Raw genomic sequence first — 24,552 nt, 5'->3', positions numbered from 1 at the left:
GGATCGTCATGTTCAAGAAAAAAACCGCCGTCGCCGTCGCAGAGGTAAAACCCCAGGGCCAGCTTGAGTGGTACAGCGAAGTGCCACGTTCCATTCGCCTCCACAGTTCAATCGGTCTTGCCGTGCTGCTCGCCTCCTTCGGCGGCTTCGGGTACTGGGCCGGCACCGCACCGCTCTCCGCCGCCATCATTGCCCAGGGCAGCTTTGTCGCCACAGGCAACAACAAGGTCGTGCAGCATCTGGAGGGCGGCATCATCAAGGAAATGATGGTCAGCGAAGGCGACACCGTCAAGGAAGGCGACGTGCTTCTGACGCTCGACAAGACGACGGCGCTCGCCAACGAGCGCATGTTCCAGCTGAGACGCCTTCGCCTCGAAACCATCGTCACGCGCCTGCGCGCCGAGGCGCAGGGCCAAAAAAGCTTCAAGGTGCCTGACATCGTCATGAAGGAAGCCAGCGATCCTGATATCAAATCCATCATCCAGAGCCAGAACATCGTGTTCCACAGCAAGATCGTGAAGCTCGACGAGCAACTGAATCTCATCGAAAAGAACATCAAGTCGCTGGAGTTTCGTTATGCAGGCTATGAGGGGCAGAAGCAGTCCTTCGACCGTCAACTGGCACTTCTGACCCAGGAGCGTGATTCCAAGGAAAGGCTTGCCAAGGACGGTGTCATCCGCAAGACCGACATGCTGGCGCTGGAGCGCGCCATTGCCGATGCCATGGGCGATATCGCCCGACTGACCGGCGAGATGAACCAGAGCGAGGCTGAAATCGCCAAGTTCAAGCAGGAAGCGGTCATTGCCATCAACGCCAACAAGCAGGCTGCTCTCGACGCGCTCGAAACCGCAGAAGCCGATCTGGACAGCGTGCGCGAGCAAGTGCGCGGTGCCGCCGAAGTGCTGGAACGCACCGTCATCCGCTCCCCCGTCAACGGTACCGTGGTGCGCGCCTATTACCACACGGCAGGCGGCGTCATCACCACCGGCAAGCCAATCATGGAAATCCTGCCCGCCCACGTTCCCCTGATCCTTGAGGCGCAGGTTCTGAGAACCTCCATCGACCAGTTGCATGAAGGCCAGACGGCAGCGATCCGCCTTTCGGCACTGAACCGCCGCACCACGCCTGTTCTGAACGGTAAGGTCTTTTACGTCTCCGCCGATAGCATCGAGGAAAATGCAGGCCTGCAGGTTAAGGACGTCTATATCGTGCGCGTGCAGGTTTCAGACGAGGAGATCGCGAAGGTCCATAATTTCCATCCCGTTCCCGGCATGCCGGCGGATGTCCTGATCCAGACTTCGGAGCGAACCTTCTTCGAATATCTGACCAAGCCTATCTCCGAGAGCATGTCCCGAGCATTCAAGGAAAGATGAAGAAATACCGCTTTTCCAGGAAGGTTGGACGGCGGTTTTGCGTCGGGAAAATGCGGAACGCAGAAGGACCTACACTGTCAATCCCGTCCAGATCGGCATAGAATGCCAGTATATGTCTGGTGGGGCGGGAGAACAGCATGGCGGCAATGTCGGATATATTGCTGATGGTCGGCAGGCTGAATTACGTGTGGACCAACACCGAAAGCCTGATGATCTATCTGATCGTCCATCTCCTGAAAGTGGAGAAGGAAGCGGCCATCGTCGTGTTTCTGACGCTCAACACCACGCGCGCGCGCATGGATCTCATCGAGCGTCTGGCAAAACTTCCCTCAACGCCGGCGCCGGATCGCAAGACCATTCTATCCATCATGGCGCGGCTCAAGAAAGAATCGAAAACGCGCAACAAATACAATCATTGCATCTACTCCTTCGACGAAAAGGGCGAAATTGCCAGCACCCAGCTCATGCGACTGGTGGAGGACGAAACCCAGGTCCGTTACGGCAAGGTAGAACGCATGGACGAGAAAGAAATCGAACACCTCGAGAAATCCATCGCCGACATCGTCTCTGTCAGCAAGGACATGTGGAGTTTCATCCACGCCAGCCCGCACGTCTCATCGGATTACCTCTAGGATCGGGCAGAGCGAATGCTCAGGCTCGCGTCTGTAACCGCACGCCAATCGCGGGATGAGTTTCGCTATTCTGCGTGGCTTTCGCCGGCAGGCACAGTTTTCCGGCGGCGAAATACAGCAGGAACGAACCGATCTGGAATGGGAAGATGATATCGATCTCCACGAAGGAGCGGACGACGAACAGCGCGCAGATGGCAAAGAGAATGACGCCCTGCGGATCGCGCTGGCGCATCAGGACCGAGCGCAGATGGCCGAGCAGCGTTCCGTAAAGCACCATGCCGAGCAGAACCATGCCAACGATGCCATTCTCCACCACCGTCTCGATATAGGTGTTGTGAAAATGGAAGCCGCTGCGTCCGGTAATGAAGAAGTCGTTCCACAGGCGCTCGGCATCGGCAAAACCCACCACCCAGAACCCCTGGTAACCAACGCCGAGGATCGGTGTCTGCTTTGCCGCTTCGATGCCCTGCTGCCAGAGATAGGTGCGTCCTGTCAGTGTCGAATCCTTGCCGAAAAGGCCGAGAATGGCATCAAGCAAGCCGAACTGCAGGGACGCGACCACCAGCAATATGCCAATACCGCCGAGTGCGAAAAAGGTCATCTTGCGGTTGGCGGGTGAAAGCATGCCAATCGGGATGAAACCGATGATGAGGGCGACCACCGCCGCCGTGGTAATGGTGGATGTGGCCGATTGCGAAGCAATTAGGCTATAGGCCGATAGGAGCCCGGTGATGCCCGCGATCGGCAGCCAGATACCCCTTTGCTTGAGGATCAGCACGGATGAGACAGCGAAAATGACGCCGAGCGAGGCGTAAAAGCCAAGCTGGTTCTTCGATGAGAAAGCCCCGACAAAACTGTAGGTTCCATCAAGCGCATCGAAAAGGTGGACACCGAACAGCAGCGAATAGAGCAGAATGACGGTGATGCCGATCAACGCCCCACGCGTCAGCGTGCGGATGGACACCACCCGCATGGCGATAAGTGCACAGACGATATGCGTCATATACTGGATGGAAGCGCGCATTGTGACCGATGCTGCCTCCGACCAGAAGCTCGACAGCACGGTCAGGATGCCGAAGGCGAATATCCACAGATAGCGCGGATAGTTACCCAGCACGCGCCGGTAATTGACCACTACAAGGGGCAGCCACATGCCATAATAGGCCAGAATCGAGATTTGCCCGAAACGCGACGAATAGGCGAAAACGAAGAATGACAGCGCAATCGCCGCCATTCCGTAGACCTCATTGCGTTCGGGATCGATCAGTGCCGATTTGGCGATCCGCATGAATACCTCACTGCATCAGGATTTCGGACGAGACCTTGATGACGTCGCCTGGCTGAAGCATGGCGTTTTCATCCACCTTCACTTCCTTCGGCTTGCCGTTTTCCTCACGCACCACGACGTAGCTGATTGTCGCGGATTTTCCCGACGGATCGAAACGGATCGCCTCAGCCGATTGTGCGAGCGCCTCCGACATCAATTCCCGGCTTGTACCCAGTTGCAGATTGAGCTTGTCGAGTTCCGCTTCCGTGTCCTGCAATTCCTTGGAGCGCTGTGCCACCCAGTCATTGCGCAGGTTGATTTCATCCTGGGTCGCCTTGTTGATATCCTGCTTGGCACGCAATGACTGCGTGTCGATATCAAGCAGTGCGGCTTCCACCTCCGCTGCACGTTCTTCCGCGGAAATACGCCGTTGCGATAGTGCAAGGCCCTGCTCGTTCAGCCGGTTGACGCGGTCTCGGTCCTCATTGGCAAGCTCGAGCTGGCGGTTTTGCGTTTCCGATTTCTTTTTCAGCGATTCGACTTCGCTTTCCAGAAGCGCATGCAGATCCGTCAGTGCCTTGAGCTGCAAAGTGTAACGCTCGGTGCGCGATTTCATCAGCGCACTTTCGCTGGCGAGAAGCGCGTCGATCTCGGCAATCTTTTCCATCTCCGGCGTCTTGGCGATGACCGTGTCACCCTTGACCTCGGCGATCAACCGCGCCTGACGGGCAAGCAGCCTTGCGCGCTGGTTGTCGTAAACGGCTGCGTCGCCGCGGGCATTTATGAAGTCGCGGGCAAAACGCTGCCCGGCATCGGAGCGCCGCAACCCGCCGGCAAGGCTTACGGCCTTCAACACCGTGAGATTGGCAGCATAGGGATATTCGCCTGGCGTCTGTACATCTCCGCTGAGGAAGATCGGCCGGAACTGGGCAATTTCGACAGAAGCCGACGGCAGGTTGCGAAGGGCGAACTTGCTCTGAAGCTGGGCTCCAATCGCCTCACCGACCTCCGCGGACGTCTTCCCCGCCACATCCAGCTGGCCGATGAAGGGCAGCGACAGCGCGCCGGATGGGCCGACGGAATAATCGCCGTTGATGACATCCCAGTTGCGGATGCTGCCATCCGCCGGTTGCCATTCGGCAACGCGGATGCGCAGCTTGTCGGCGGTGCCGAGCTTGTATTGAGCGCCTTCCGCAGCCATTGCGGAAAGCGGCGCTCCGAATGCGACGGATGCGACAAGCAGAAGGGCGGGGAAAGTGCGTCCGGCGGTTTTTTTTGCAAGCGGACGGCTAGCGACGGCAATAGGACCGTTCATCGGGAAACTCCCTGTTTGCGGATCGCCGCGCGGGCGATCAGGCGATAGAGCAGCCGGACGGTGCCGGCTGCACAGCGCCGCAAAAAGCGGCCATTATGATTTGCACCAATGACGCACCCAAAGACCGGACTTGGGATCCCGGTCAGGGTGCGTGGCAAAACAAAGATCGATAAAGCCAAACTCAATATCGGTTTTCAGTAGCTTCCGCGTGAAAGGCACACGGCGGGAATGGTCTTGACGATGATGAAGACGTCCTGTCGCATCGACCAGTTCTGCACATATTGCGTGTCGAAAGCCACGCGGGTCTTGTAGCTGACGTCATTGCGGCCGCTGATCTGCCAAAGGCCGGTCAGGCCCGGACGGGTGCTGAGGTAATAGGCGGCATCGCTTTCGTAGTAGCTCAGCTCCTCGTCGACGACGGGGCGCGGGCCTACGACGCTCATTTCGCCGCGGATGATGTTGAGAAGCTGCGGCAGCTCATCAAGGCTGAGCTTGCGCAGCACGGCACCAACTGCGGTTACGCGCGGATCATTCTTGAGTTTGCGGGTCGCACGCCATTCTTCGGCGGCCTCCGGATTGGCGGCAAGATATTGCCGCAACATTTCATCACCGTTCATCGCCATCGTCCTGAATTTCAGGCAATGGAAATAGCGGCCATTATGTCCCACACGCCGGTGACCATAAAAGATCGGGCCGGGATCGGACAATTTCACCAGTGCGGCGATCAACAGAAAAATCGGGCTGAAGATGAGCAGCGCAAGCAGGGCCGATGTCATATCGAAGCTGCGTTTTGCGATGCCCCCGATAGGGAAACTGACATCGAAGTCTTCGGAACTGCTGAGTGTCTGTTCAGCCGATTGGGTCGCGGACTTCATAGAGAGAACTCCATTTATGTTTTGCGATTGGTCGGTGCCCGGAGGCGTGTCTTTCCGTCTAAAAGAGATAACAAGTCTGTGTTCTGAATTTGATGCTAATGGATTTTTTGTAAGGCACATTGCCCCTGACCGTCTATGCGATTTCTTGCGAGAGCGGCCGATCAACGTCAGGGCAATATTAACGGTTGCATAAAAAAGCAACAAATGTGCCGGCGGCCATGTGTTGAGAGCATGGGTGCCGCTCCCGCATGTATTGCGTTTTCGACAACAGATAGTCTTTTCTTATATGTTTCTTGTGACTTAATCAGGTGAGACAGGAACGCCAAGAACAGCCATGCGTCTGGAAGAATATTAAATTTTTTTGCAGCGCAGCAAGATTGTGGCAATGCATATAAAATTTGACATATTAACCGGGATTTTTTTGCCGGCACGCCAACTTCGCCAAGAAAAAGCGATGGAAAAATTGCAAAAGCGGCGCAAAAGCGGCAAAATAATGGCAGGAACCCGTATCAAAGTTCGGTCGGCTCGTAGAAAATCTCTCCGGCTGGACCATATTATCTCCGGCTGCAACGGTCCGACCGCCATTCCGGCGTGACTTTACGCGAAAGCCATAGAATCAGAAGGTGGGTGGTGTGCAGGCGCTGATGACCTCGCACGGCACTGGACCAACGCAACGGAAGCGGTGCGGCCTGCGGCTTTCGAAATAATAGGCATCCCCCGGACCGAGAACCCGCCGCTCCTCGTCGACCGTCACCTCCAGACGCCCGGAGAGGATGATACCACCCTCTTCTCCATCGTGGACCAGTGGCACCTTGCCGGTATCGGCACCCGGCTGGTAACATTCCTTCAAGATTTGCAGGCTGCGGCCGAAAACATTTTCGCCCACCTGCCGGAAGGATATCGGTCCTTTGCCGATTTCGACAAGTTCATCCGCGCGGTAAAATGCCTTGCGGCTGGTCTCCGGCTCGTAGGCGAAAAATTCGGCAAGGCCGATCGGTATACCGTCGAGAATGCGCTTCAGCGCGCCGACGGACGGGTTGGAGGTGTTGGATTCGATCAGGGAAATCGTCGAATTGGTAACACCAGCACGTCTTGCCAGTTCACGCTGGGAAATATTGTGACGCAGCCGCAAATGGCGCAAACGCCCGCCTATATCCACCGACATGCGTGATCCCCCGTTGCCGTTGTTCGAAATATCGAAAACTACCTTTCCCGCCTATAACATTTTCAATGGCTTGGCCACAGCGAGAAAAGGGCTTGTTCAGCCCGGAAAATAGCTTTCAATCACCGGCACCGAACAGGAGAACCGTTATGGACAACCCCAACCGATCCAACTCCACCTCACTCGACAGCTACTGGATGCCATTTACCGCCAACCGGCAGTTCAAGGCCAATCCCCGCCTGCTGACGAGCGCGGAGGGCATGTATTACACCAGCAATGACGGTCGTCAGGTTCTCGACGGCACAGCTGGCCTGTGGTGCGTCAATGTCGGCCATGGCCGCCACCAGATTGCATCCGCCGTCAAACACCAGCTTTCGACCATGGATTATGCGCCCTCGTTTCAGATGGGCCATCCCGTCGCCTTCGAATTCGCCGAGCGGCTGGCGGAAATCGCGCCCGGCCCGGAAGGCGCGAAGCTCGACCGCGTGTTCTACACCGGCTCGGGTTCTGAATCAGTCGATACGGCGCTCAAGATTGCCATCGCCTATCAGCGCGCCATCGGTCAGGGCACCCGCAGCCGTCTGATCGGCCGTGAGCGCGGTTATCACGGCGTCGGTTTCGGCGGCATCTCCGTTGGCGGCCTTGTTAACAACCGCCGTGTTTTTCCGCAAATCCCGGCCGACCACCTGCGTCACACCCACGATTTGGCGAAAAACAGCTTCGTAAAGGGCCAGCCCGAGCATGGTGCCGAACTGGCAGACGATCTGGAACGGCTGGTTGCTCTGCATGGGGCCGAAACAATCGCGGCCTGTATCGTTGAACCGGTAGCCGGCTCCACCGGCGTGCTGGTGCCGCCGAAGGGTTATCTGGAGCGCCTGCGGGCCATCTGCGACAAGCACGGCATTCTGTTGATCTTCGATGAGGTTATCACCGGTTTCGGCCGTATGGGCTCGTCCTTTGCCAGCAACTACTTCGGCGTGACGCCTGACATCGTTACCACCGCCAAGGGGCTGACCAACGGCGCAATCCCGATGGGTGCGGTTTTCACCAGCCGCAAGGTGCACGATGCGTTGATGCATGGGCCGGACAACCAGATAGAGCTGTTCCACGGCTATACCTATTCCGGACATCCGGTTGCCTGCGCCGCCGGCATCGCCACGCTCAACATCTACCGCGACGAAGGGCTGTTTACCCGCGCGGCAGAAATGCAGGATGTCTGGCACGACGCCATCCATTCGCTGAAGGGCCTGCCCAATGTCATCGACATCCGCACCATCGGCTTCATCGCCGGCATCGAGCTGCAATCGCGTGATGGAGCTATCGGCGCACGCGCCTATGACGTTTTCGTGGATTGCTTCGAGCGCGGTCTGCTCATTCGCGTCACGGGCGATATCATTGCCCTTTCGCCGCCGCTTATCGCCGAAAAATCCCATTTCGACGATATCGTCTCGATCTTGGGCGACGCGCTGAAAAGAGCGGATTAAAAGTATAAATCTCTAATAAATAAAAGGCTGCAATTTCTATTGCAACCTTTTTTTGCATTTATCAAGACCGCAACAAAAATAGATCATTTCTTAAGCATATTCTATTAATTTCCCGTAGTATAACCAACCGAGCGGGAATGGCCTCATGGCGTCGATTCAGAAAAAAATCATATTGGCAAGCATTGCAATCTTTTCCATCACCGGAAGCGCGGCGGGGGTCGGTATCTGGGCGACGAATACGCTCAATCGCAATAGTACGGATGTATCGCGGTCCGCCGAGATACTTCACAATCATATGCGAGCCGACATGATGCACGATGCGCTGCGCTCAGACGTGCTGGCAGCCATTCTTTCCACGAATGATACGATGGGCCTGTCGTTCGACGCGGTAAAGGCCGACCTTGCCGAACATGAAGCCACTTTCCTTGAAGCATTGAAGCTAAACAAGGCGCTTACCGAAGGTACGAACGCCAAAGCCGTTATCGAGAGCGTTGAAAAACCGCTTCAGTCCTATCTTGAAAGCGCCAAAACGGTGGTTGGCCTCGTCAAAGCCGATCCGGGCGCGGCGACAAAAATGATTCCGGACTTCATGCGCCAGTTCACCACTCTCGAAACCGCGATGGAAACGGCGAGCGAACAGATCGACGCGCTTTCCGAAGCAACTGTCGCGGAAAGCCAGGAGACGAAGGCGGTAATCGAGCTCGTATTAGAAGGGCTGCTGGTTCTGGCGACACTCTTCTGCGTAGGCCTCTTTATCCTCACTCGCAAAACGGTAACGGGTCCAATCCTGCGCCTGTCGAAGACGATGGAAATCCTTGCCAGCGGCGACACGTCACAGCCTCCTTCCGGCATGGACCGGAAGGATGAGATCGGCTCCATGTCCGCCGCGGTCGAAATATTCCGGCAGGCGGCGATTGCCAATCGGGCGCTCGAAGAACAGGCAGCAGCAGCCAGACTGCAGGCAGAAGCCGATCAGGCGGCCGCGCGACAGCAAGCGGAGGACGATGCGTCTGAGCGGCTGCGCATCGCCACTTCCGGTCTTGCGACAGGACTGAAGCGGCTGGCATCGGGCGATCTGGCCTTTCAGCTCGATCAGGCCTTTGCCCCTCAATTCGAGGCCTTGCGACACGATTTCAACAGCTCAGTGCGTCAACTCGGCGAAACGCTGTTCGCCATTTCCGATGGCATCAGCACGATTGACGGCAGCAGCCGGGAAATCGCCGCAGGTGCCGGCGATCTTTCCCGCCGCACGGAAAATCAGGCAGCGTCTCTGGAACAGACCGCAGCAGCGCTCGATGAAATCACGGTCAATGTTTCAAACGCCAACAAGCGTGCCGCCGAAGCGCGGCTCGCCGCCACCGATGCCAACCACAGCGCACTGAAATCTGTGGAGGTTGTCAGCCATGCCGAAGAGGCGATGCGCCGCATCGAAACCTCGTCCCGGCAGATCACCGGCATCGTCGGCGCCATAGACGAGATCGCCTTCCAGACAAATCTTCTGGCGTTGAATGCAGGCGTGGAAGCCGCGCGTGCCGGTGAAGCCGGCAAGGGATTTGCGGTAGTGGCGCAGGAAGTTCGCGATCTCGCCCAGCGCGCAGCAAAGGCCGCAAGCGAAATCCGCGATCATATCCGGCAATCCTCGACGGAAGTGGAAAGCGGCGTGAAACTGGTTCTCGACACCGGCACGGCGCTGAAGGAGATCGGCGAGCGTATCGCCGGCATCGATCGCCATATGAACGCCATCGCCACATCGGCGACCGAACAATCGACCGGTCTTGCCGAAATCAACGCGGCGGTAAACTCCATGGATCACGCCACCCAGCAAAATGCTGCCATGGTGGAACAATCCACCGCGGCTTCTGCAATGCTCGCCGCCGAAACGGCAAAGCTGCGCTCGCTTGTATCGCGGTTCCGTCTGGAAATGGAAAGTGCCGGTAGCCGCGACGTTACCCGTCGCGTTGCCTGAGGTCGCTGCCGCAGATCGAGCCGGCAGCAGCAGTATCGGAGCGCTTTGATTGCGCCTTCATTCATTACCCATTTCCAGCCGCCTCTCAGGCGGCTGGAAATTTTGTCTATCAATAGGTCTGCATTGGTTGCGACAGGCCGTCGCCGACCACGCCGCCGCCATACTGCGCCACGGGCACGCCCGCCTGCCCGATAGGAACACCCTGCTGTGCCGGCCCGAGCGCCGTCACCACAATCGGCGTACCATCAGGCACACGGTTATAGAGGTCGACAATATCCTGGTTCAGCAGACGCACGCAGCCGGAGGAAACCGACTTGCCGATCGTCCACCATTCCGGCGAGCCGTGCAGACGGTAGATCGTGTCCTTGCCGTCCTTGAAGATATAAAGTGCACGCGCACCGAGCGGGTTCTTGAGGCCCGGCTCCATGCCGCCATTGCGGCCGCTATAGGGTTCCAGCTCAGGCTGGCGGGCAATCATCTCGTCGGGCGGCGTCCAGCGCGGCCATTGACGCTTGTACTGGATAACGCCGCGTCCGGCCCATTCGAAGCCCGCGCGGCCGAGACCGACGCCGTAACGCATGGCCTGGTTATTCTCGTAGGTGAGATAAAGGAAATGGTTGGCGGTATCGACCACAATGATGCCGGGACGCTCACCGGTGGGATTTTCCACCATTTGGCGCAGGAACTGGCGCGGGATCCGCTTGTAGGGAATTTCCGGCAACGGAAACTGCTCGTCGGGCTTCGGACCGTACATCAGGGCATACATCGGGTCGTCGGCGGGGGCTGTTGGCCGTGTAGCCTCACGCGCGGTGGTGTTGCAGCCTGCAAGGCCGGCCAGCGCCAATCCACCCGCTCCAAGCAGGAAACCTCGCCGGGTCGTTGTCGTGTCGTTCAATTGAAAAACCTCATCTGCGTCATCTTGCGCTGGCAAAGGGATCTGCCAGCGCCGCCTCGGGGCGGCTTATAGGGTACTTCGTGCCGGAGACCTGCGATGCCATGGCCTTTGCGCCACTGGATTTCAGGATGGCACGGAAGCTTGGGTGCATGCCGCCGTCTACATACGCGCTGACCGGGGCAGAAGTTCCCTCGTTCATCGCGGCGGCAAATTTCTGTTGCTCTTCGGCCATTTTCGACGCCACCAAGGGGTCCGGCTGGTTTATCGCAGGTGGGCAGGCCGCCAGCGGATCGGCAGGCTCACCGCCGGCAAATTCGCTGTTAAAAACGTATCGCCGGCCGCAAACGGAAACCTTTGGCTGGCGGCGCGTCACCTCGAAATAGTCATAGCCTTCCTTGAGCGTCTTCCAGAAGGGCATATTGGGATCGTCCCGATTCGCCACCATGTTCCGCGCGCTCATGCGGAAGGGATAGGCCTGAACCTGAAAGCGGTCCTGCCCGCCCTGCAGCGCGCGCGCCACGACCGCATAAATCTCGCCGACCTGTTGATCGGTCATCGCGTAACAGCCCGACGAAGAACAGGCGCCATGCACCATCAACGCTTCGCCGGTGTAACCAAGCGCCGATTCCAGCCGGTTGGGATAGCCGAGATTGAAGGAGACGTAATATTGCGAATTGGGGTTCAGCATGCCTGCGGAGACATGATAAAATCCTTCCGGCGCCTGCCGGTCGCCCGTCTTCGTCTTCGGGCCAAGTTTTCCGGACCAGCGGCACATGGGATAGGTCTTGAGCAGCGCATAATTACCGGTCTTGTCGATCTTCCAGACCTCAAGCTCGCTTTCCTGCTTGAAAATGCGAACGAGAACCGGGCTTTCCGGGCGCATGCTCTTGGCAGACATCTGCGCCATCATCTTGGATGACAGCTTCGGCGGGTCCTTTTTGACGCTGTCGAGACCCATGGAGGTGCACGCGGCGAGACCGCTGCCGATCGCGACGACCGCAGCTATTCTCATTCCCACTTTTACCCTGCGCCGCAGCCCCGCACTTGCGAAGTTCAGCAATGCATTCATACCCATGGATCGTTCTGCCCGCCCGATTTGCCCGCCTTTGTGGCAGAGGCTTAACTAGCGAAGGTGGCCATATGGCGGCAACCTCCCGCAAGGACAAAGTCTCGTGAACAGACGTTACCCATTCGTTAATCATACGCACACAAGCCTGTGATGGAACTGCCGCTACCGAAGAAGCCCCTGCCCGCCATCGATCCATACCGGCGTTCCGGTGATATGGCGCGACTGGTCCGATGCCAGAAAACCGATCAATGCAGCAACATCCTCGCTCGTCCCTGCAACCCCGCCGGTGACCGGAATGTCACCCGCCGGGAAACGGACTGGCACTTCGGTCCTGTCGCGCCCGCGTATGTCGGTATTTTCGTCAATCGCCGTTTCAATTTCGCCCGGACACACCGCGTTGACACGAATGCGATGACGCCCGAGCTCCAGCGCCAGTTGCTGGGCCATGGCAAGCTGCCCGGCCTTCGTCACCGAATAGGCGGTAGCGCCAGGCGAGTTGAAAGTGCGTGTGCCGTTGATGGAAGAGACGATGATGATGGAGCCACCACCCGCCGCCCTCAGATGCGGCACACTGGCATGGATAGTGAGATAGGTGCCTCGCAGGTTGATGCGGATCGTATCGTCCCACTCCGAAGGCGTCAGCTCGTCAATCGGTGCCCAGACGCCGTTGACGCCCGCATTGGCCACCACGACATCCAGACGGCCGAAAGCATCCACAAGCTCTGCAACGGAGTGTCGCATGACTGCCTCTTCCGCCACATCGGCGACGAGGACCTTAGAAGCGCCGGATAAGGCGGAAATCTCATTTTTCACCGCCTGCAATTCAGATTCGGTACGACCGAGAAGGCCTACGGAAAAGCCTTCCGCAGCCAGATGAAGGGCAGCAGCCCGGCCAATGCCGGAGCCAGCGCCGGTCACGAGGGCGACTTTACCAGTGGCCAAGGTCACAGCCCTCCTTTTCTAGACGCGATCGAGGTGACCGTTGCCGAGACGGGGTCGCTGGCCGGAAAACTGTCTTCCAGCCCCTCTTCCAGTTCCTCTTCAAGAATGTCACGATCCTTCGATGTGCGGGCGCTCGCCTGACCGTGCGGGACTTCATCCTGCGCCGTGCCGAGAGCGGAAAACTGCGACGGCGCATCGGCGCCCTGACGCGTTCCGAATGCCGTCAGCTGAACCATCACCGCGCTCGCGCGTTTGATGGCCTCCGCATCGTCGATGCCATCAAGACCGTCGGCAAGGCGGACCGAGACCTGATCGCCGTCGCTGCCGACAAATTCCACGGAAATCACTCCGTTATCCCGTTTTACATAGGTCGTAGAAAGTTGCATGACATGCCCTCCGATTTGAAAAAGCATCGGCGTAATCCGATGCGACAACACACTGAAACCTGAATTCACAACGATGGCGGAGCAGAAGGGGTTCCAGATGGATCAGGCCTTGGGCCCGGAAATGCAGGAGCGCTTCTTTCAGCGCGATCCCGTTGACGTTGCGCGCGCCCTCATCGGCGTGGAATTCCGCGTTGGCAATACAGGCGGCATCATCGTGGAAACCGAAGCCTATCATCCTGATGATCCGGCATCCCATAGTTTCAATGGGCAGACCCCGCGCACCAAGGCGATGTTCGGCCCGGCCGGCCATCTCTATGTCTACCGGTCTTACGGCATTCACTGGTGCGCAAACTTCGTATGCGCTCCGGGCTCCGCCGTGCTTCTGCGCGCCATCGAACCCCTCACCGGCATAGACATGATGAAACTACGGCGAGGAACTGACAAACTGAAACTGTTATGTTCCGGCCCCGGCAGGCTTTGTCAGGCCTTGGCCATTACCGGAGAAATGGACGGAGCACCGCTGGACCGCCCGCCGTTTTTCCTCCGTCTGCCAAAGGAGGCCGCTGCCGTTACCAGCGGCAGACGCATCGGCATAAGCCGCGCGCAGGACTATCCTTGGCGCTTCGGGCTTGAAGGCTCGGCCTTCCTCAGCAGGAAATTCGAACAAGCCTGAAACCTACAATACCTTGGGCGGTCCGTCGTTTTCATCTGGATTGGGGTTTGGCGCCTCGTCCGGCAGCCTATCGGGCTCCGGCTCTTTGACCGGCGGTATATCCGGCTGTGGCGGCACCGGCATTGGCGGGTCTGGATAGGGTTCAACGGGAACAGTTGACATTGCAGCTCCTGGATATAAGCGCTTTCTTCCAATGCGGAATCGAAATGCGCTTTCATCTGCTGAGACAACGCGAGCGCGCCGCCGCTCCCCAGGCGGCGCAACACCCAATTCGCCCATCGGTCAAATGCCGGTCAGGTCCCTTCGGTTTCATTGCGCCGCCGTGCGGATTGTACAAGGCAAACGCGGGAAAACGCCGGTCAGTTCCGTTTTTTTTGGGAAGCTTTTGCGAGGGCTCAGGCGAAACCGAGCGAGCTGCGGGAAATATCGCGGTTTTCGCAATAGTCGCGGGAGTGGGCCTCATGGCCGTGTTCGCGAGCGGTGGAACGGGTCAGTTCCGGGCTGGGTACGTTGAGCAGCGCGTCGGCATAGGTACCGGTTGCCTCCACATCATCGATCACAGTCTGTTGTTGCGGCTTTAAAAATTCAAACATCGGTCACCTCCTTCAACACGTCCCCTCAACGCGCTGGCCCAGGTCCTGTTCCAAAAGGCCTGTTCAGCTTCGATTATACACGAGATGACGCTGCCGTATAGGCGATGAAAGACGAACGGCAATCAATTGACGTTCACAAAATGGAATGGAATCAGTGAGCTATGGCGACGAGGTCAGGCTGGACCGACCGATTCCCGCAAGATCAGTTCGACCGGCCACAATTCCTGAACCTCGCGGACGGGACGGCCGCCGACGATCTGCAGAAGCAGGTCTGTAACCCGCATGCCAGCCATGCGCATGGGCGAGCGGGTGGTGGAAAGCGGCGGCATCATGCTTTCCGGAGTGAGGTAAGGAAACACGTCGTCATGGGCGATGACGGACACGTCCTTGCCGATCACCAGTCCCAGCTGTGTTGCCGCGCGATAGACGCCCTGCGCCGTCATCATCGCGCCGGCGACGAAGGCGGTCGGGCGCGGCGTCTGCTCCAGCAGCGAGCGGGCGAAACGGAAGGCGGCATCTTCGCTGAAATGCTCGCTCATCATGAGGCGCGGATCAGGCGTGATGCCATGGGTCGCGAGCGCATCACGAAAACCCTGTTCGCGGTCCTGCACGAATGTACGGCCTGTCGGGCCGTTTATCATCGCGATGCGACGGTGGCCACGTTCCAGAAAATGGATTGTCGGACGATACGTCACATCATGATTGTCGATATCGAGCCAGGCGTGCTCGAACGCCGTCTTCGAGCGGCCATGCACGATGAAAGGCACGCCCAGCCGATTGAGCAGCGCGATGCGCTCGTCCTCCGGACGCGGCGAATGCACGATTATGCCATCCACCCGTCCGCTCGACGCCAGCCGGCTGAAAATCGCGAGCTCTTCCTCAATGTTATTGTCGACGGTGACGCTGACGAGAATGTCGGTCTCTTCGCCTTCCAGCCGCGTCGCCATGCCGCCCATAAATTCCGAAAAGAAATGCCCGCCGCCCGAACGGCCCATCACGACACCGATGGCGCCGGCCCTGCCTGTTGCCAGCCTGACCGCGTTGGCATTGGGCCGGTAGCCGTATTTCAGCGCAGCATCCATCACCCGCTGGCGCGTTTCTTCACGCACCTCGGGATAGCCGCCAAGCGCGCGGCTGACGGTGGTGGGCGACAGCCCGACCTTTTCTGCGAATTCCTTGAGCTTCATGTTTTCTGCCAATTTGCTCCTGCATGCGTCGCCGCCGCAGATTTTTCAAGCGGACAAAAATTGAAATCGCTTTCAATTTATTCCCACCTGAAACCTTACAGTTCGCCGTTTCGAAAGGCAAACCCTCCGTGGCAACACCCGAAGATGCCCAATTTCCACGCCATAAGAAAGAGTATTGACAGATTTGTCGGCTTTTGCGAACTTCACACCAGTCAAAAGCGCTTTCAATTTTGAGGATGATTGGAAGCGTCAACGGAGGAGTTTGACAATGAATATTTCCATGAAGACTTTGTTGCTGTGTGGCAGCGTGCTGTCTGCGGCAGTTTCCGCGCAGGCGGCCGAACTTTCCATCGCCGCCAACTCGACCGGCAAGAACATTGCATTTTTCAAGGAGCGGATCGCCGCCTTCGAAAAAGAGACCGGCCACAAGGTCAATCTCGTCACCATGCCGTCATCGTCCAGTGAGCAGTTCAGCCAGTACAGGCTATGGCTTGCCGCGGGCAACAAGGATGTCGACGTCTATCAGACGGACGTGATCTGGGCGCCGCAGCTCTCCGACCAATTCGTGGATCTGACCGAAGCGACGAAGGATGTCATTGGCGATCATTTCCCCTCCATCGTGGCGTCACAGACCGTGGACGGCAAGCTTGTCGCCATGCCGATGTTCACCGATGCACCCGCTCTGTTCTACCGCAAGGACCTTCTGGAAAAATACGGCAAGCAGCCGCCGAAAACCTGGAAGGAACTGGGCGAGACCGCCAAGGAAATTCAGGACAAGGAACGCGAAGGCGGGCAGAAGGACCTCTGGGGCTTCGTCTTCCAGGGCAGCGCCTATGAAGGTCTGACCTGCAACGCGCTGGAATGGATTGCATCCGCCGGTGGCGGTCATATCGTTGAGACCAACGGCGACATCTCCATCAACAACGAGAAAGCCGCAGCCGCGATCGAAGCCGCCAAGGGCTGGGTCGGCACCATCGCGCCGCAGGGCGTGCTTGCCTACAAGGAAGAGGAAGCACGTGGCGTCTGGCAGACCGGCAATTCCGTCTTCATGCGCAACTGGCCCTATGCCTATGCGCTTGGAAACGGTGCCGACAGTGCCATCAAGGGCAAATTCGGCGTCACGCCGTTGCCGGCCGGTGAAGAGGGTGCGGCACCCGCCTCAACGCTCGGCGGTTGGAACCTCGCCGTTTCGAAATATTCCGACGATCAAGAAGCTGCCATCCAGCTCGTGAAGTTCCTCGCATCGAAGGATACCCAGAAGATGCGTGCGATCCAGCTTTCCAACATGCCCACGATCGCCTCGCTTTACGACGACAAAGATGTCGCGGACGCACAGCCTTTCATGCCGACATGGAAGCCGATTTTCCAGACCGCCGTTCCACGCCCCTCTGCCTCGGCGAAGGTGAAATACAACGAGGTTTCGGCCAAATTCTGGGGTGCCGTGCACAACACGCTCTCCGGCAACGGCACGGCGGCGGAAAACCTTGAGCTCCTTGAAGTCGAATTGACCGATCTCAAAGGCAACGGCTGGTAATCCGGCCCGTGTGGGAAGCGGTCTCGCCTGAGCGTTTCCCACACCCCAACTGCGAGATATCCCCATGAACGATACCGCCCTTCAAAGACCGGCCGCGGCATCCGGCACAGGCTCCGACCTTCAGTCGGAACGCCTGAAATCCGCATGGCTGTTCCTTGCCCCCACGTTTCTGGTACTTGCGATGGTGGCCGGCTGGCCGCTGGTACGCACCGTCTGGTTCAGCCTCACCGACGCGTCGCTGACCAATCTCGACGGCGCACAATTCGTTGGCTTCAAGAACTACCTCACCTGGATCACGCTCAGCAGCGGCCGCACCATCTATCGCGGACTGTTGGCTGATCCCGCCTGGTGGGGCGCGGTTCTCAACACGCTGAAATTCACCATCCTTTCGGTCAGCTTCGAAACCGTTCTCGGCCTTATCGTTGCGCTGGTGCTGAACGCGGAATTCAAGGGACGCGGTCTCGTGCGCGCCGCCATCCTCGTTCCATGGGCCATTCCCACCATCGTTTCGGCGCAGATGTGGGCGTGGATGCTGAACGACCAGTTCGGTATCTTGAACGACCTGTTCCTCAATCTTGGGCTGATCTCCCACAAGATCGCATGGACCGCCAATCCGGACACTGCAATGGTCGCCGTTCTTATTGTCGATATCTGGAAGACGACGCCCTTCATGGCGTTGCTCATTCTCGCCGGCCTGCAAATGGTGCCGAAGGACATGTATGAGGCGGCGAAGGTGGACGGTATCCACCCCGTCAAGGTGTTCTTCCGCGTCACCCTGCCCATGATCCGGCCAGCGCTCATGGTTGCCGTCATCTTCCGTATGCTGGATGCGATGCGCGTCTTTGACCTCATCTACATTCTGACGCCGAATAACGCCCAGACCCGCACGATGTCGGTGCTGGCGCGTGAGAACCTGTTCGATTTCGACAAGTTCGCCTATGGCGCAGCCGCTTCCACCATGCTGTTCCTCATCATCGCCTCGATAACAGTCGTTTATATGTGGCTCGGGCGCGTCAACACAGATGGAGCTTCGCGATGACCCTGCCAAGCATCCTGAAAACCACAGCCTTTTATGCGCTGGTCGCCGTCATCATGGTGATTTCGGTATTCCCGTTCTATTACGCGATACTGACCAGCCTGAAATCCGGCTCAGCGCTGTTCCAGGTGAATTACTGGCCGCGTGAATTCTCGTTGACCAATTACAACTTCGTCATCGGCAACGGCACGTTCCTGCGCAATCTCGGCAATTCGCTGTTCGTTGCATCTTCAGTCGTCGTACTGTCGCTGTTCCTTGCGGTAACGGCGTCCTATGCCCTGGCCCGTGTCCGTTTCCGCGGCCGCTCGCTGCTTCTGCTCACCATCCTCTCGGTCTCGATGTTTCCACAGATCGCCGTTCTCGCCGGCCTGTTCGAACTCATCCGCTGGGCTGGCATCTTCAACACGCCGCTCGCGCTGATCTTTTCCTACATGATCTTCACTCTGCCCTTCACTGTCTGGGTGCTGACGACATTCATGCGCGACCTGCCGATCGAAATCGAGGAAGCGGCAATCGTCGATGGCGCAACGCCATGGGTCATCATCACCCAGGTCTTCATGCCGCTGATGTGGCCGGCGCTCGTCACCACAGGGCTCCTCGCCTTCATTGCGGCGTGGAACGAGTTCCTCTTCGCGCTCACCTTCACCTCATCGAACGAACAGCGCACGGTGCCCGTCGCCATCGCACTTCTTTCGGGCGGTTCGCAGTTTGAAATCCCCTGGGGAACGATCATGGCGGCCTCAGTCATCGTCACCGCCCCGCTCGTCGTCCTCGTTCTTATCTTCCAGCGACGCATCATTTCCGGCCTCACCGCCGGCGGCGTCAAAGGCTAGGAGAAAACTTATGACCACCATTCAACTGCGCAATCTTCGCAAATCCTTCGGCGCCTTCGATGTCATCAAGGGCATCGACATGGACATCCGCTCCGGCGAGTTCATGGTTTTCGTCGGCCCTTCCGGTTGCGGCAAGTCCACGCTGCTACGCCTCATCTGCGGGCTCGAGGAAATCACTGGCGGCACGCTCTCCTTTGACGGAGAAGCCGTCAACCGCCTGCCACCCGCCAAGCGTGGCGTCGCCATGGTCTTCCAGTCCTATGCGCTTTATCCGCATATGACCGTATTCGAAAACATGGCCTTCGGCATGAAACTCTCTGGCGCCGACAAGGAGCAGCGCCGCAAGCGTGTAGAGGCGGCAGCGGAAATGCTGCAGCTCACGCCCTATCTGGAACGTCTGCCGAAGCAGCTTTCCGGCGGCCAGCGCCAGCGTGTCGCCATCGGCCGTGCCATCGTGCGTGATCCGAAGGTGTTCCTGTTCGATGAACCGCTCTCCAACCTCGATGCGGCGCTGCGCGTCGCAACCCGTCTCGAAATCGCCAAGCTGCACCGGGAGATGCATGATACGACGATGATCTACGTCACCCACGATCAGGTGGAAGCCATGACGCTTGCCGACCGCATCTGCGTTCTGCGCGATGGCCGCGTCGAACAGATCGGCACGCCGCTCGAGCTTTACGAAAGCCCGCTCAACACCTTCGTTGCCGGCTTCATCGGCTCGCCGAAGATGAACTTCCTTGCCGGCAAATATGCGGAAGTCGAAGGTGCCGCGACCATCGGCATCCGCCCCGAACACCTTGCGATCGGTGCCGGTGAGACCGGCTGGAACGGCGAAATCATCCATTCGGAAATGCTGGGATCGGACAGCTACATCTATGTCGAGATTGGTGCTGGCGAACCCATCGTCGTTCGTGAGGAAGGCGTGACCGACCGCAAGCCGGGAGAAAAAATCGTTCTCGTGCCGGATGTGGCGCAGATCCACCGCTTCGACGCGCAGGGCCAGGCCCTTGCGCGCAATCCCGTGCGCGGCGCCGCCTGAACAATTAACTTTCGCCGGATCACCCAAGCTTCCGGCTTTCACCAAGGAGCAAGAAAATGACCATCAACACCGTTGTATGGGGCGAAAATATCCACGAACACATCAACGAGACGGTGCGTTCGATCTACCCTGATGGTATGCACAACACCATTGCCGATGCGCTGAATACCAACCCTGAGATCAGCGCCACCACCGCCACGCTTCAGGAACCGGAACACGGCCTTTCGCAGGAGCGTCTGGACAAGACCGACGTTCTGGTCTGGTGGGGCCACAAGGACCACGGTGCGGTTCAGGATGAGATCGTCGAGCGCGTTGCCAAGCGTGTCTGGGAAGGCATGGGCCTCATCGTCCTGCATTCCGGCCACTTCTCCAAGCCTTTCAAGCGACTGATGGGTACGCCCTGCGCGCTTAAATGGCGTGAGGCGGGCGAACGCGAACGCCTGTGGACGATCAATCCGCGCCACCCGATTGCAGCCGGCCTGCCCGAGCATTTCGAGCTGGAAAACGAAGAGATGTATGGCGAGCAGTTCTCCGTGCCGGAGCCGCTGGAAACCGTGTTCATCTCCTGGTTCCAGGGCGGCGAAGTCTTTCGTTCAGGCCTCACCTGGCGCCGTGGCGCAGGCAACATCTTCTATTTCCGCCCCGGTCACGAGACTTATCCGACCTATCACGACGCCAATGTACAGAAGGTCATCAGCAATTCGGTGAAATGGGCCTATAATCCGGTCGGCGCGCTGAAAAGCATTCATGACGCCCCCAACGTTCCCGTCGACAAGGCGCTGGAGCCTATCGAAGAACGCGGCCCCAAGCTGCACAAGGCAGGCGAAGCAGGTTACAGGTAAACAGCCATGAGACTTCTCATTCTCGGAACCGGCGGCATGGCTAACAACCATGCCACATATTTTTCGCAAATCCCCGGCGTCGAACTGGTGGCTGCGGTGGATGTGGATGATGTGGTTGTGCGGGGCTTTGCGCTTCGCCACAACATTCCACTCTCCTTTACCTCGCTGGATGACGCGATTGCCTGGGGCGAGTTCGACGCGGCGGCAAACGTCACGCCGGATGCCATCCACCACCCGACCAGCCTCAAGCTTCTGGCGGCGGGCAAACATGTTTTCTGCGAAAAGCCGCTGGCGGAAAACTACGCCAAGGCCGCCGAAATGGCCGATGCCGCAGAAAAAGCGGGCCTTGTTGCCATGGTCAACCTCACCTATCGCAATGTCGCCCCCTTGCAGGCGGCACGCGAAATGGTGCTGGCTGGCAAGATCGGCAAGGTGCGCCATCTGGAAGCCTCCTATCTCCAGAGCTGGCTCGTTTCCAAGGCCTGGGGCGACTGGATGACGGAGAGCAAGTGGCTGTGGCGGCTTTCCACCAAGCACGGCTCAAACGGTGTTCTGGGTGATGTCGGCATCCACATTCTCGACTTCGCCTCCTATGGCGCGGGCAGCGATGTGGAGCGGATCTTCACGCGCCTGAAGACCTTCGACAAATATGAAGGCAACAAGATCGGCGCCTACGATCTCGACGCCAATGACAGCTTCACCATGACCGCCGAGTTAGAAAACGGCGCCATGGGCGTCATTCACGCCAGCCGCTGGGCAACGGGCCATCTCAACGAACTGCGCCTGCGCATCCACGGCGACAAGGGTGCGCTGGAGGTGATTCACACGCCTGACTATTCCAGCCTGCGGGCCTGCATCGGCGACGATGTGGAAAAGGCGATCTGGAAGACAATCGATGTCGACCCGGTGCCGACGAATTACGAAAAATTCGCCAAGGCCGTCATGGAAGGTGGCATTGCTGATCCGGACTTCCGCCACGCGGCGAATTTGCAGAAGGTGCTTGATCTCTCGATCATCGCCGACCGCGAACGGCGGGAGCTGGCCGTCTCGGCTTGAATTGCAAGGGCGCGGCGGCGTAAGCCGCCGCTTCCAATACTGCAGCGTGTACTATTATCTCCCGTCACCCCGAATCTAGCGCTGTATGACGGAGGTACTACCTCAAACGCCTCGCCTATTCCCCCACAAGAGCACATGCAGCTGCGGTAGCACCCGGGCGGAAAACCAACGGTCTTCGCTGACCTTGTCCACCAGCCACAACATGCGATCCATGATCCCATCGATATCCACACGCGCGTTGTCGTCATCAGGCGGCGGCGGGGTGTGGTTGCCGGGCTGGAGGTAAATCGGCAAATGCGGGAAACGGGCCGATGCAGCCTTGGCATAAGCATAGTCCGCATCGTCAAACACCACGATCTTCAGCGCCACCTGCGGTCCATCGCCGGCGGCGGCAAGACAGTCTTCAAAGGCCTGCCAGTCGGTTTCCATGCCGCTCGATGGTGGCTTCGGGCTCAGCACCAGATGATCGAGATCGCCAAACCAGTCTTTTGCGATGCTGCCCTGCGTTTCCAGCGCGAACCTATAGCCCTCGCCCTGCCCCTTCGCGATTAGTTGCCCAAGGGGCTGGATGGCGGGATTGCCGCCCGAAAGCGACACCGTCAGCGGCACACCGCCGGAAAGCCGTCGCACCTCCTGCCAGATCGACTCGACGGACATCGGTTTCCATGTGTCGCGATACTCGCTGTCGACGGCATGCAGCGTATCGCACCAGGAGCAGCGGTAATCGCAGCCGCCAGTGCGAACGAAAACGGTAGGCAGACCAATCAGCAAACCCTCGCCCTGAATGGTAGGGCCGAAGATTTCGCTGATGCGGATCGCTGTTTCCTTCGCTGCAACTTTCTGTGCAGCCGCCGTCATGGCCGGTATTCCGCCCAGGTCTTGGCGGTTTCGCTCACTCGCACGGCGCTGGTTTCCGGTAGGCTCGTCTTGCACCAATCGTAAAAGTGCTTCGCCAGACATTCCGCGGTGACCCGGTCATGGCCGAGAACGTAGTTCAGGTGGCGATGATCGAAATGATCGTCGATGTAGCGCTTCAGCGGCGCGAGTTCGTGGTAATCACGCACGAAACCGTGCTCGTTCAGCTCTTCGCCTGATAGTTCGACCTCAACGATGTAATTATGCCCGTGCAGGCGGGCGCACTGATGGTCGGCGGGCAGGCTTTTCAGCTGGTGAGAGGCGGAGAAATGGAACTCCTTGGTGATGCGAAACATCAACGCACCTCCTGTGCCGAATAGGCATGGGTGGCCGCCACCCAGAAATCCGGGTCCTCATAGTCCGTCGGATCGGTAACACCTGCCAGATGGAAGGCCTCGCGCCGCTCCACGCAGGTGCCGCAACGGCCACAATGGCGAGAGCCGCCCTTGTAACAGGACCAGGTTTCGCCAAATGGGGTGCCGTATTTCACCGCGTCAGTCACAATCGCCGCTTTGGAGACGGTGACATAGGGCGCAAACAAGGTGACGTCTGCGTAGCCTTCCAGCGCATGCGCCTGCATGGCATTAAAGCTGTCGATGAAGCCCGGCCGGCAATCGGGATAGATAAAATGGTCGCCGCCATGCACGGCGATCGCCACCGCTTCCGCCTGCTGGGCGGCGGCAAGGCCGAAGGCGATGGTCAGCATGATGGCGTTGCGGTTCGGCACCACCGTGGAGCGCATGGTCTCTTCCGCATAATGTCCGTCCGGCACGTCGATATCGTCCGTGAGCGCGGAACCGGTGAGGTGCGCGCCGATGGTTGTGATGTCTATGACATGATGCGGCACGCCGAGACGTTTTGCGCAGTCGGCTGCGAAATCCAGCTCCTTCTTGTGGCGCTGGCCGTAATCGAAGGAGACAAGAGCGAGAAGTTCATGTTCCGCCGCGATTTTGTGCGCAAGCGAAACGGAGTCCAATCCGCCGGAGCAGATGACGATGGTTTTCATACGTTGGGATCCCTTGTTTTGACCGGGTGGGCTGCGACCGGATTACGGGGGCGGCTTTAAACCAAAGCGAAGCAATTGTGAAGGGCTTTGCGGAAATAGCGGAAATTCCGCGCAATCCACGAAATTGCCCCGCCGCAGCAACAAGACGAAACAATCGCGACATAAGCGGGAAACCGGCTTGATCTAGAACGGATTGAACGTTGCAATTCTTGAAGGGTGTTGCCGATGACGTCCGGTTCTATGTTCCTCTTTTCGCTAAGCGATCTCAGCTCCATCGGCTCCGGCATTTTGATGGCGTTGGCAGGCACGCTCTATGTCGCCCTTACCATTCGTGGGCTGATGGCCACCGTGCGTCATGGATAAGGCACTCGGCAACAGGCGCCCAGGGCTCAGGCGCAATCTTGCAGTCTTACTTTTCGTGGCCTCCGCTACGCTCGTCGCCACGATAGGGATCGCCCCGTTCGTTTTCCTG

26 protein-coding genes are annotated in these 24,552 nt (G+C 58.5%); 13 read left to right on the top strand and 13 right to left on the bottom strand.

Features of this window, described 5'->3' with window-relative positions; translation table 11 throughout:
- Window positions 1-8: 8 nt before the first annotated feature.
- Window positions 9-1,373, top strand: a complete 1,365-nt coding sequence (locus tag ACQZ63_RS09385; protein WP_003510897.1) for an HlyD family type I secretion periplasmic adaptor subunit — start codon at window positions 9-11, stop codon at window positions 1,371-1,373.
- A 137-nt stretch (window positions 1,374-1,510) separates the two neighbouring features.
- On the top strand, window positions 1,511-2,005 hold the full coding sequence (locus ACQZ63_RS09380; RefSeq protein ID WP_013761578.1) for a hypothetical protein: 495 nt from the start codon (window positions 1,511-1,513) through the stop codon (window positions 2,003-2,005).
- Window positions 2,006-2,024: 19 nt separating this feature from the next.
- Here the strand turns inward: ACQZ63_RS09380 and ACQZ63_RS09375 are convergent, their stop codons facing one another.
- The 3 genes from ACQZ63_RS09375 to ACQZ63_RS09365 all read right to left on the bottom strand — a co-directional run bounded on the left by ACQZ63_RS09375 (window position 2,025) and on the right by ACQZ63_RS09365 (window position 5,462).
- Window positions 2,025-3,293: an O-antigen ligase family protein gene (locus ACQZ63_RS09375; protein WP_003510903.1), complete on the bottom strand. Its 1,269-nt coding sequence runs from the start codon at window positions 3,291-3,293 to the stop codon at window positions 2,025-2,027.
- A gap of 7 nt (window positions 3,294-3,300) precedes the next feature.
- Entirely contained in the window at window positions 3,301-4,587 is a 1,287-nt protein-coding gene (locus ACQZ63_RS09370) for a polysaccharide biosynthesis/export family protein (protein ID WP_162633636.1), read from the bottom strand.
- Window positions 4,588-4,781: 194 nt separating this feature from the next.
- On the bottom strand, window positions 4,782-5,462 hold the full coding sequence (locus ACQZ63_RS09365; RefSeq protein WP_003510909.1) for a sugar transferase: 681 nt from the start codon (window positions 5,460-5,462) through the stop codon (window positions 4,782-4,784).
- Between the two features lie 385 nt (window positions 5,463-5,847).
- Between ACQZ63_RS09365 and ACQZ63_RS09360 the strand changes: the two genes are divergently transcribed.
- Window positions 5,848-6,057 (top strand): hypothetical protein, encoded by a 210-nt coding sequence (locus ACQZ63_RS09360; RefSeq protein WP_162763568.1) that lies wholly within the window; start codon window positions 5,848-5,850, stop codon window positions 6,055-6,057.
- Between the two features lie 21 nt (window positions 6,058-6,078).
- On the opposite strand, the gene ACQZ63_RS09355 is transcribed toward ACQZ63_RS09360, so the two are convergent.
- Window positions 6,079-6,627 carry a cupin domain-containing protein gene (locus ACQZ63_RS09355; RefSeq protein ID WP_003510910.1) on the bottom strand — a complete coding sequence of 183 codons (549 nt, stop codon included), beginning with the start codon at window positions 6,625-6,627 and terminating at the stop codon, window positions 6,079-6,081.
- A 146-nt stretch (window positions 6,628-6,773) separates the two neighbouring features.
- Between ACQZ63_RS09355 and aptA the strand changes: the two genes are divergently transcribed.
- Window positions 6,774-8,108, top strand: coding sequence for an omega-aminotransferase AptA (aptA, locus tag ACQZ63_RS09350; RefSeq protein WP_003510911.1), 1,335 nt, complete (start codon window positions 6,774-6,776; stop codon window positions 8,106-8,108).
- A 145-nt stretch (window positions 8,109-8,253) separates the two neighbouring features.
- On the top strand, window positions 8,254-10,074 hold the full coding sequence (locus ACQZ63_RS09345; protein WP_025595667.1) for a HAMP domain-containing methyl-accepting chemotaxis protein: 1,821 nt from the start codon (window positions 8,254-8,256) through the stop codon (window positions 10,072-10,074).
- Window positions 10,075-10,183: 109 nt separating this feature from the next.
- Here ACQZ63_RS09345 and ACQZ63_RS09340 read toward each other — a convergent pair whose 3' ends face one another.
- From ACQZ63_RS09340 to ACQZ63_RS09325, 4 genes are all read right to left on the bottom strand, one after another.
- Entirely contained in the window at window positions 10,184-10,969 is a 786-nt protein-coding gene (locus ACQZ63_RS09340) for a L,D-transpeptidase (RefSeq protein WP_035251547.1), read from the bottom strand.
- Window positions 10,970-10,988: 19 nt separating this feature from the next.
- Window positions 10,989-12,044 carry a L,D-transpeptidase family protein gene (locus ACQZ63_RS09335; RefSeq protein WP_162647910.1) on the bottom strand — a complete coding sequence of 352 codons (1,056 nt, stop codon included), beginning with the start codon at window positions 12,042-12,044 and terminating at the stop codon, window positions 10,989-10,991.
- A 156-nt stretch (window positions 12,045-12,200) separates the two neighbouring features.
- Window positions 12,201-12,986 (bottom strand): SDR family oxidoreductase, encoded by a 786-nt coding sequence (locus ACQZ63_RS09330; protein WP_111789781.1) that lies wholly within the window; start codon window positions 12,984-12,986, stop codon window positions 12,201-12,203.
- A complete protein-coding gene (locus ACQZ63_RS09325) occupies window positions 12,983-13,366 on the bottom strand; it encodes a hypothetical protein (protein ID WP_019564682.1) in 384 nt (127 codons plus the stop codon). The genes ACQZ63_RS09330 and ACQZ63_RS09325 overlap by 4 nt, the downstream gene beginning before the upstream one ends.
- Window positions 13,367-13,463: 97 nt before the next feature.
- On the opposite strand from ACQZ63_RS09325, the gene ACQZ63_RS09320 reads away from it, so the two are divergent.
- Window positions 13,464-14,039, top strand: a complete 576-nt coding sequence (locus ACQZ63_RS09320) for a DNA-3-methyladenine glycosylase (RefSeq protein ID WP_112153076.1) — start codon at window positions 13,464-13,466, stop codon at window positions 14,037-14,039.
- 395 nt (window positions 14,040-14,434) lie between these two features.
- Here ACQZ63_RS09320 and ACQZ63_RS09315 read toward each other — a convergent pair whose 3' ends face one another.
- Together ACQZ63_RS09315 and ACQZ63_RS09310 are read right to left on the bottom strand one after the other, a co-directional pair.
- Entirely contained in the window at window positions 14,435-14,632 is a 198-nt protein-coding gene (locus ACQZ63_RS09315) for a hypothetical protein (RefSeq protein ID WP_003510923.1), read from the bottom strand.
- A gap of 173 nt (window positions 14,633-14,805) precedes the next feature.
- Window positions 14,806-15,819, bottom strand: coding sequence for a substrate-binding domain-containing protein (locus ACQZ63_RS09310; RefSeq protein WP_003510924.1), 1,014 nt, complete (start codon window positions 15,817-15,819; stop codon window positions 14,806-14,808).
- Between the two features lie 268 nt (window positions 15,820-16,087).
- Here ACQZ63_RS09310 and ACQZ63_RS09305 point away from each other — a divergent pair, with 268 nt between their 5' ends.
- The 6 genes from ACQZ63_RS09305 (at window position 16,088) to ACQZ63_RS09280 (ending at window position 22,159) form a co-directional block, all read left to right on the top strand.
- Window positions 16,088-17,353, top strand: coding sequence for an ABC transporter substrate-binding protein (locus tag ACQZ63_RS09305; protein ID WP_025595656.1), 1,266 nt, complete (start codon window positions 16,088-16,090; stop codon window positions 17,351-17,353).
- A 64-nt stretch (window positions 17,354-17,417) separates the two neighbouring features.
- Window positions 17,418-18,392 carry a carbohydrate ABC transporter permease gene (locus ACQZ63_RS09300; RefSeq protein WP_003510926.1) on the top strand — a complete coding sequence of 325 codons (975 nt, stop codon included), beginning with the start codon at window positions 17,418-17,420 and terminating at the stop codon, window positions 18,390-18,392.
- Window positions 18,389-19,222 carry a carbohydrate ABC transporter permease gene (locus ACQZ63_RS09295; RefSeq protein WP_003510927.1) on the top strand — a complete coding sequence of 278 codons (834 nt, stop codon included), beginning with the start codon at window positions 18,389-18,391 and terminating at the stop codon, window positions 19,220-19,222. Before ACQZ63_RS09300 ends, ACQZ63_RS09295 begins: the two co-directional genes overlap by 4 nt.
- Window positions 19,223-19,232: 10 nt before the next feature.
- The gene (locus tag ACQZ63_RS09290) at window positions 19,233-20,261 is read left to right on the top strand and encodes an ABC transporter ATP-binding protein (RefSeq protein ID WP_113555376.1); all 1,029 of its coding nucleotides are present in this window, start codon (window positions 19,233-19,235) and stop codon (window positions 20,259-20,261) included.
- 56 nt (window positions 20,262-20,317) lie between these two features.
- Window positions 20,318-21,103 carry a ThuA domain-containing protein gene (locus ACQZ63_RS09285; RefSeq protein ID WP_003510932.1) on the top strand — a complete coding sequence of 262 codons (786 nt, stop codon included), beginning with the start codon at window positions 20,318-20,320 and terminating at the stop codon, window positions 21,101-21,103.
- A 6-nt stretch (window positions 21,104-21,109) separates the two neighbouring features.
- The gene (locus tag ACQZ63_RS09280) at window positions 21,110-22,159 is read left to right on the top strand and encodes a Gfo/Idh/MocA family protein (protein WP_003510934.1); all 1,050 of its coding nucleotides are present in this window, start codon (window positions 21,110-21,112) and stop codon (window positions 22,157-22,159) included.
- 102 nt (window positions 22,160-22,261) lie between these two features.
- Here the strand turns inward: ACQZ63_RS09280 and queE are convergent, their stop codons facing one another.
- Genes queE through queC form a run of 3 tightly spaced genes read right to left on the bottom strand, consistent with a single transcriptional unit; the run spans window position 22,262 to window position 24,080 of the window.
- On the bottom strand, window positions 22,262-23,017 hold the full coding sequence (queE, locus tag ACQZ63_RS09275) for a 7-carboxy-7-deazaguanine synthase QueE (protein WP_113555377.1): 756 nt from the start codon (window positions 23,015-23,017) through the stop codon (window positions 22,262-22,264).
- On the bottom strand, window positions 23,014-23,370 hold the full coding sequence (queD, locus tag ACQZ63_RS09270; protein ID WP_113555378.1) for a 6-carboxytetrahydropterin synthase QueD: 357 nt from the start codon (window positions 23,368-23,370) through the stop codon (window positions 23,014-23,016). Before queD ends, queE begins: the two co-directional genes overlap by 4 nt.
- The gene (gene queC, locus ACQZ63_RS09265) at window positions 23,370-24,080 is read right to left on the bottom strand and encodes a 7-cyano-7-deazaguanine synthase QueC (RefSeq protein WP_448799122.1); all 711 of its coding nucleotides are present in this window, start codon (window positions 24,078-24,080) and stop codon (window positions 23,370-23,372) included. Before queC ends, queD begins: the two co-directional genes overlap by 1 nt.
- 225 nt (window positions 24,081-24,305) lie before the next feature.
- Between queC and ACQZ63_RS09260 the strand changes: the two genes are divergently transcribed.
- Entirely contained in the window at window positions 24,306-24,443 is a 138-nt protein-coding gene (locus ACQZ63_RS09260) for a hypothetical protein (RefSeq protein ID WP_173739223.1), read from the top strand.
- Window positions 24,444-24,552: the final 109 nt, after the last annotated feature.

This window comes from Agrobacterium sp. CG160-95 (genome assembly GCF_053521725.1).
Note: the sequence above shows the minus strand (reverse complement) of the source record. Positions and strands in the feature narration are given on the sequence as shown.

Coding starts and splice junctions, on each gene's coding strand:
- ACQZ63_RS09385 (WP_003510897.1), top strand. CDS start 9: ATGTTCAAGAAAAAAACCGCCGTCGCCGTCGCAGAGGTAAAACCCCAG.
- ACQZ63_RS09380 (WP_013761578.1), top strand. CDS start 1,511: ATGGCGGCAATGTCGGATATATTGCTGATGGTCGGCAGGCTGAATTAC.
- ACQZ63_RS09375 (WP_003510903.1), bottom strand. CDS start 3,293: ATGCGGATCGCCAAATCGGCACTGATCGATCCCGAACGCAATGAGGTC.
- ACQZ63_RS09370 (WP_162633636.1), bottom strand. CDS start 4,587: ATGAACGGTCCTATTGCCGTCGCTAGCCGTCCGCTTGCAAAAAAAACC.
- ACQZ63_RS09365 (WP_003510909.1), bottom strand. CDS start 5,462: ATGAAGTCCGCGACCCAATCGGCTGAACAGACACTCAGCAGTTCCGAA.
- ACQZ63_RS09360 (WP_162763568.1), top strand. CDS start 5,848: ATGCATATAAAATTTGACATATTAACCGGGATTTTTTTGCCGGCACGC.
- ACQZ63_RS09355 (WP_003510910.1), bottom strand. CDS start 6,627: ATGTCGGTGGATATAGGCGGGCGTTTGCGCCATTTGCGGCTGCGTCAC.
- aptA (WP_003510911.1), top strand. CDS start 6,774: ATGGACAACCCCAACCGATCCAACTCCACCTCACTCGACAGCTACTGG.
- ACQZ63_RS09345 (WP_025595667.1), top strand. CDS start 8,254: ATGGCGTCGATTCAGAAAAAAATCATATTGGCAAGCATTGCAATCTTT.
- ACQZ63_RS09335 (WP_162647910.1), bottom strand. CDS start 12,044: ATGGGTATGAATGCATTGCTGAACTTCGCAAGTGCGGGGCTGCGGCGC.
- ACQZ63_RS09325 (WP_019564682.1), bottom strand. CDS start 13,366: ATGCAACTTTCTACGACCTATGTAAAACGGGATAACGGAGTGATTTCC.
- ACQZ63_RS09320 (WP_112153076.1), top strand. CDS start 13,464: ATGGATCAGGCCTTGGGCCCGGAAATGCAGGAGCGCTTCTTTCAGCGC.
- ACQZ63_RS09315 (WP_003510923.1), bottom strand. CDS start 14,632: ATGTTTGAATTTTTAAAGCCGCAACAACAGACTGTGATCGATGATGTG.
- ACQZ63_RS09310 (WP_003510924.1), bottom strand. CDS start 15,819: ATGAAGCTCAAGGAATTCGCAGAAAAGGTCGGGCTGTCGCCCACCACC.
- ACQZ63_RS09305 (WP_025595656.1), top strand. CDS start 16,088: ATGAATATTTCCATGAAGACTTTGTTGCTGTGTGGCAGCGTGCTGTCT.
- ACQZ63_RS09300 (WP_003510926.1), top strand. CDS start 17,418: ATGAACGATACCGCCCTTCAAAGACCGGCCGCGGCATCCGGCACAGGC.
- ACQZ63_RS09295 (WP_003510927.1), top strand. CDS start 18,389: ATGACCCTGCCAAGCATCCTGAAAACCACAGCCTTTTATGCGCTGGTC.
- ACQZ63_RS09290 (WP_113555376.1), top strand. CDS start 19,233: ATGACCACCATTCAACTGCGCAATCTTCGCAAATCCTTCGGCGCCTTC.
- ACQZ63_RS09285 (WP_003510932.1), top strand. CDS start 20,318: ATGACCATCAACACCGTTGTATGGGGCGAAAATATCCACGAACACATC.
- ACQZ63_RS09280 (WP_003510934.1), top strand. CDS start 21,110: ATGAGACTTCTCATTCTCGGAACCGGCGGCATGGCTAACAACCATGCC.
- queE (WP_113555377.1), bottom strand. CDS start 23,017: ATGACGGCGGCTGCACAGAAAGTTGCAGCGAAGGAAACAGCGATCCGC.
- queD (WP_113555378.1), bottom strand. CDS start 23,370: ATGTTTCGCATCACCAAGGAGTTCCATTTCTCCGCCTCTCACCAGCTG.
- queC (WP_448799122.1), bottom strand. CDS start 24,080: ATGAAAACCATCGTCATCTGCTCCGGCGGATTGGACTCCGTTTCGCTT.
- ACQZ63_RS09260 (WP_173739223.1), top strand. CDS start 24,306: ATGACGTCCGGTTCTATGTTCCTCTTTTCGCTAAGCGATCTCAGCTCC.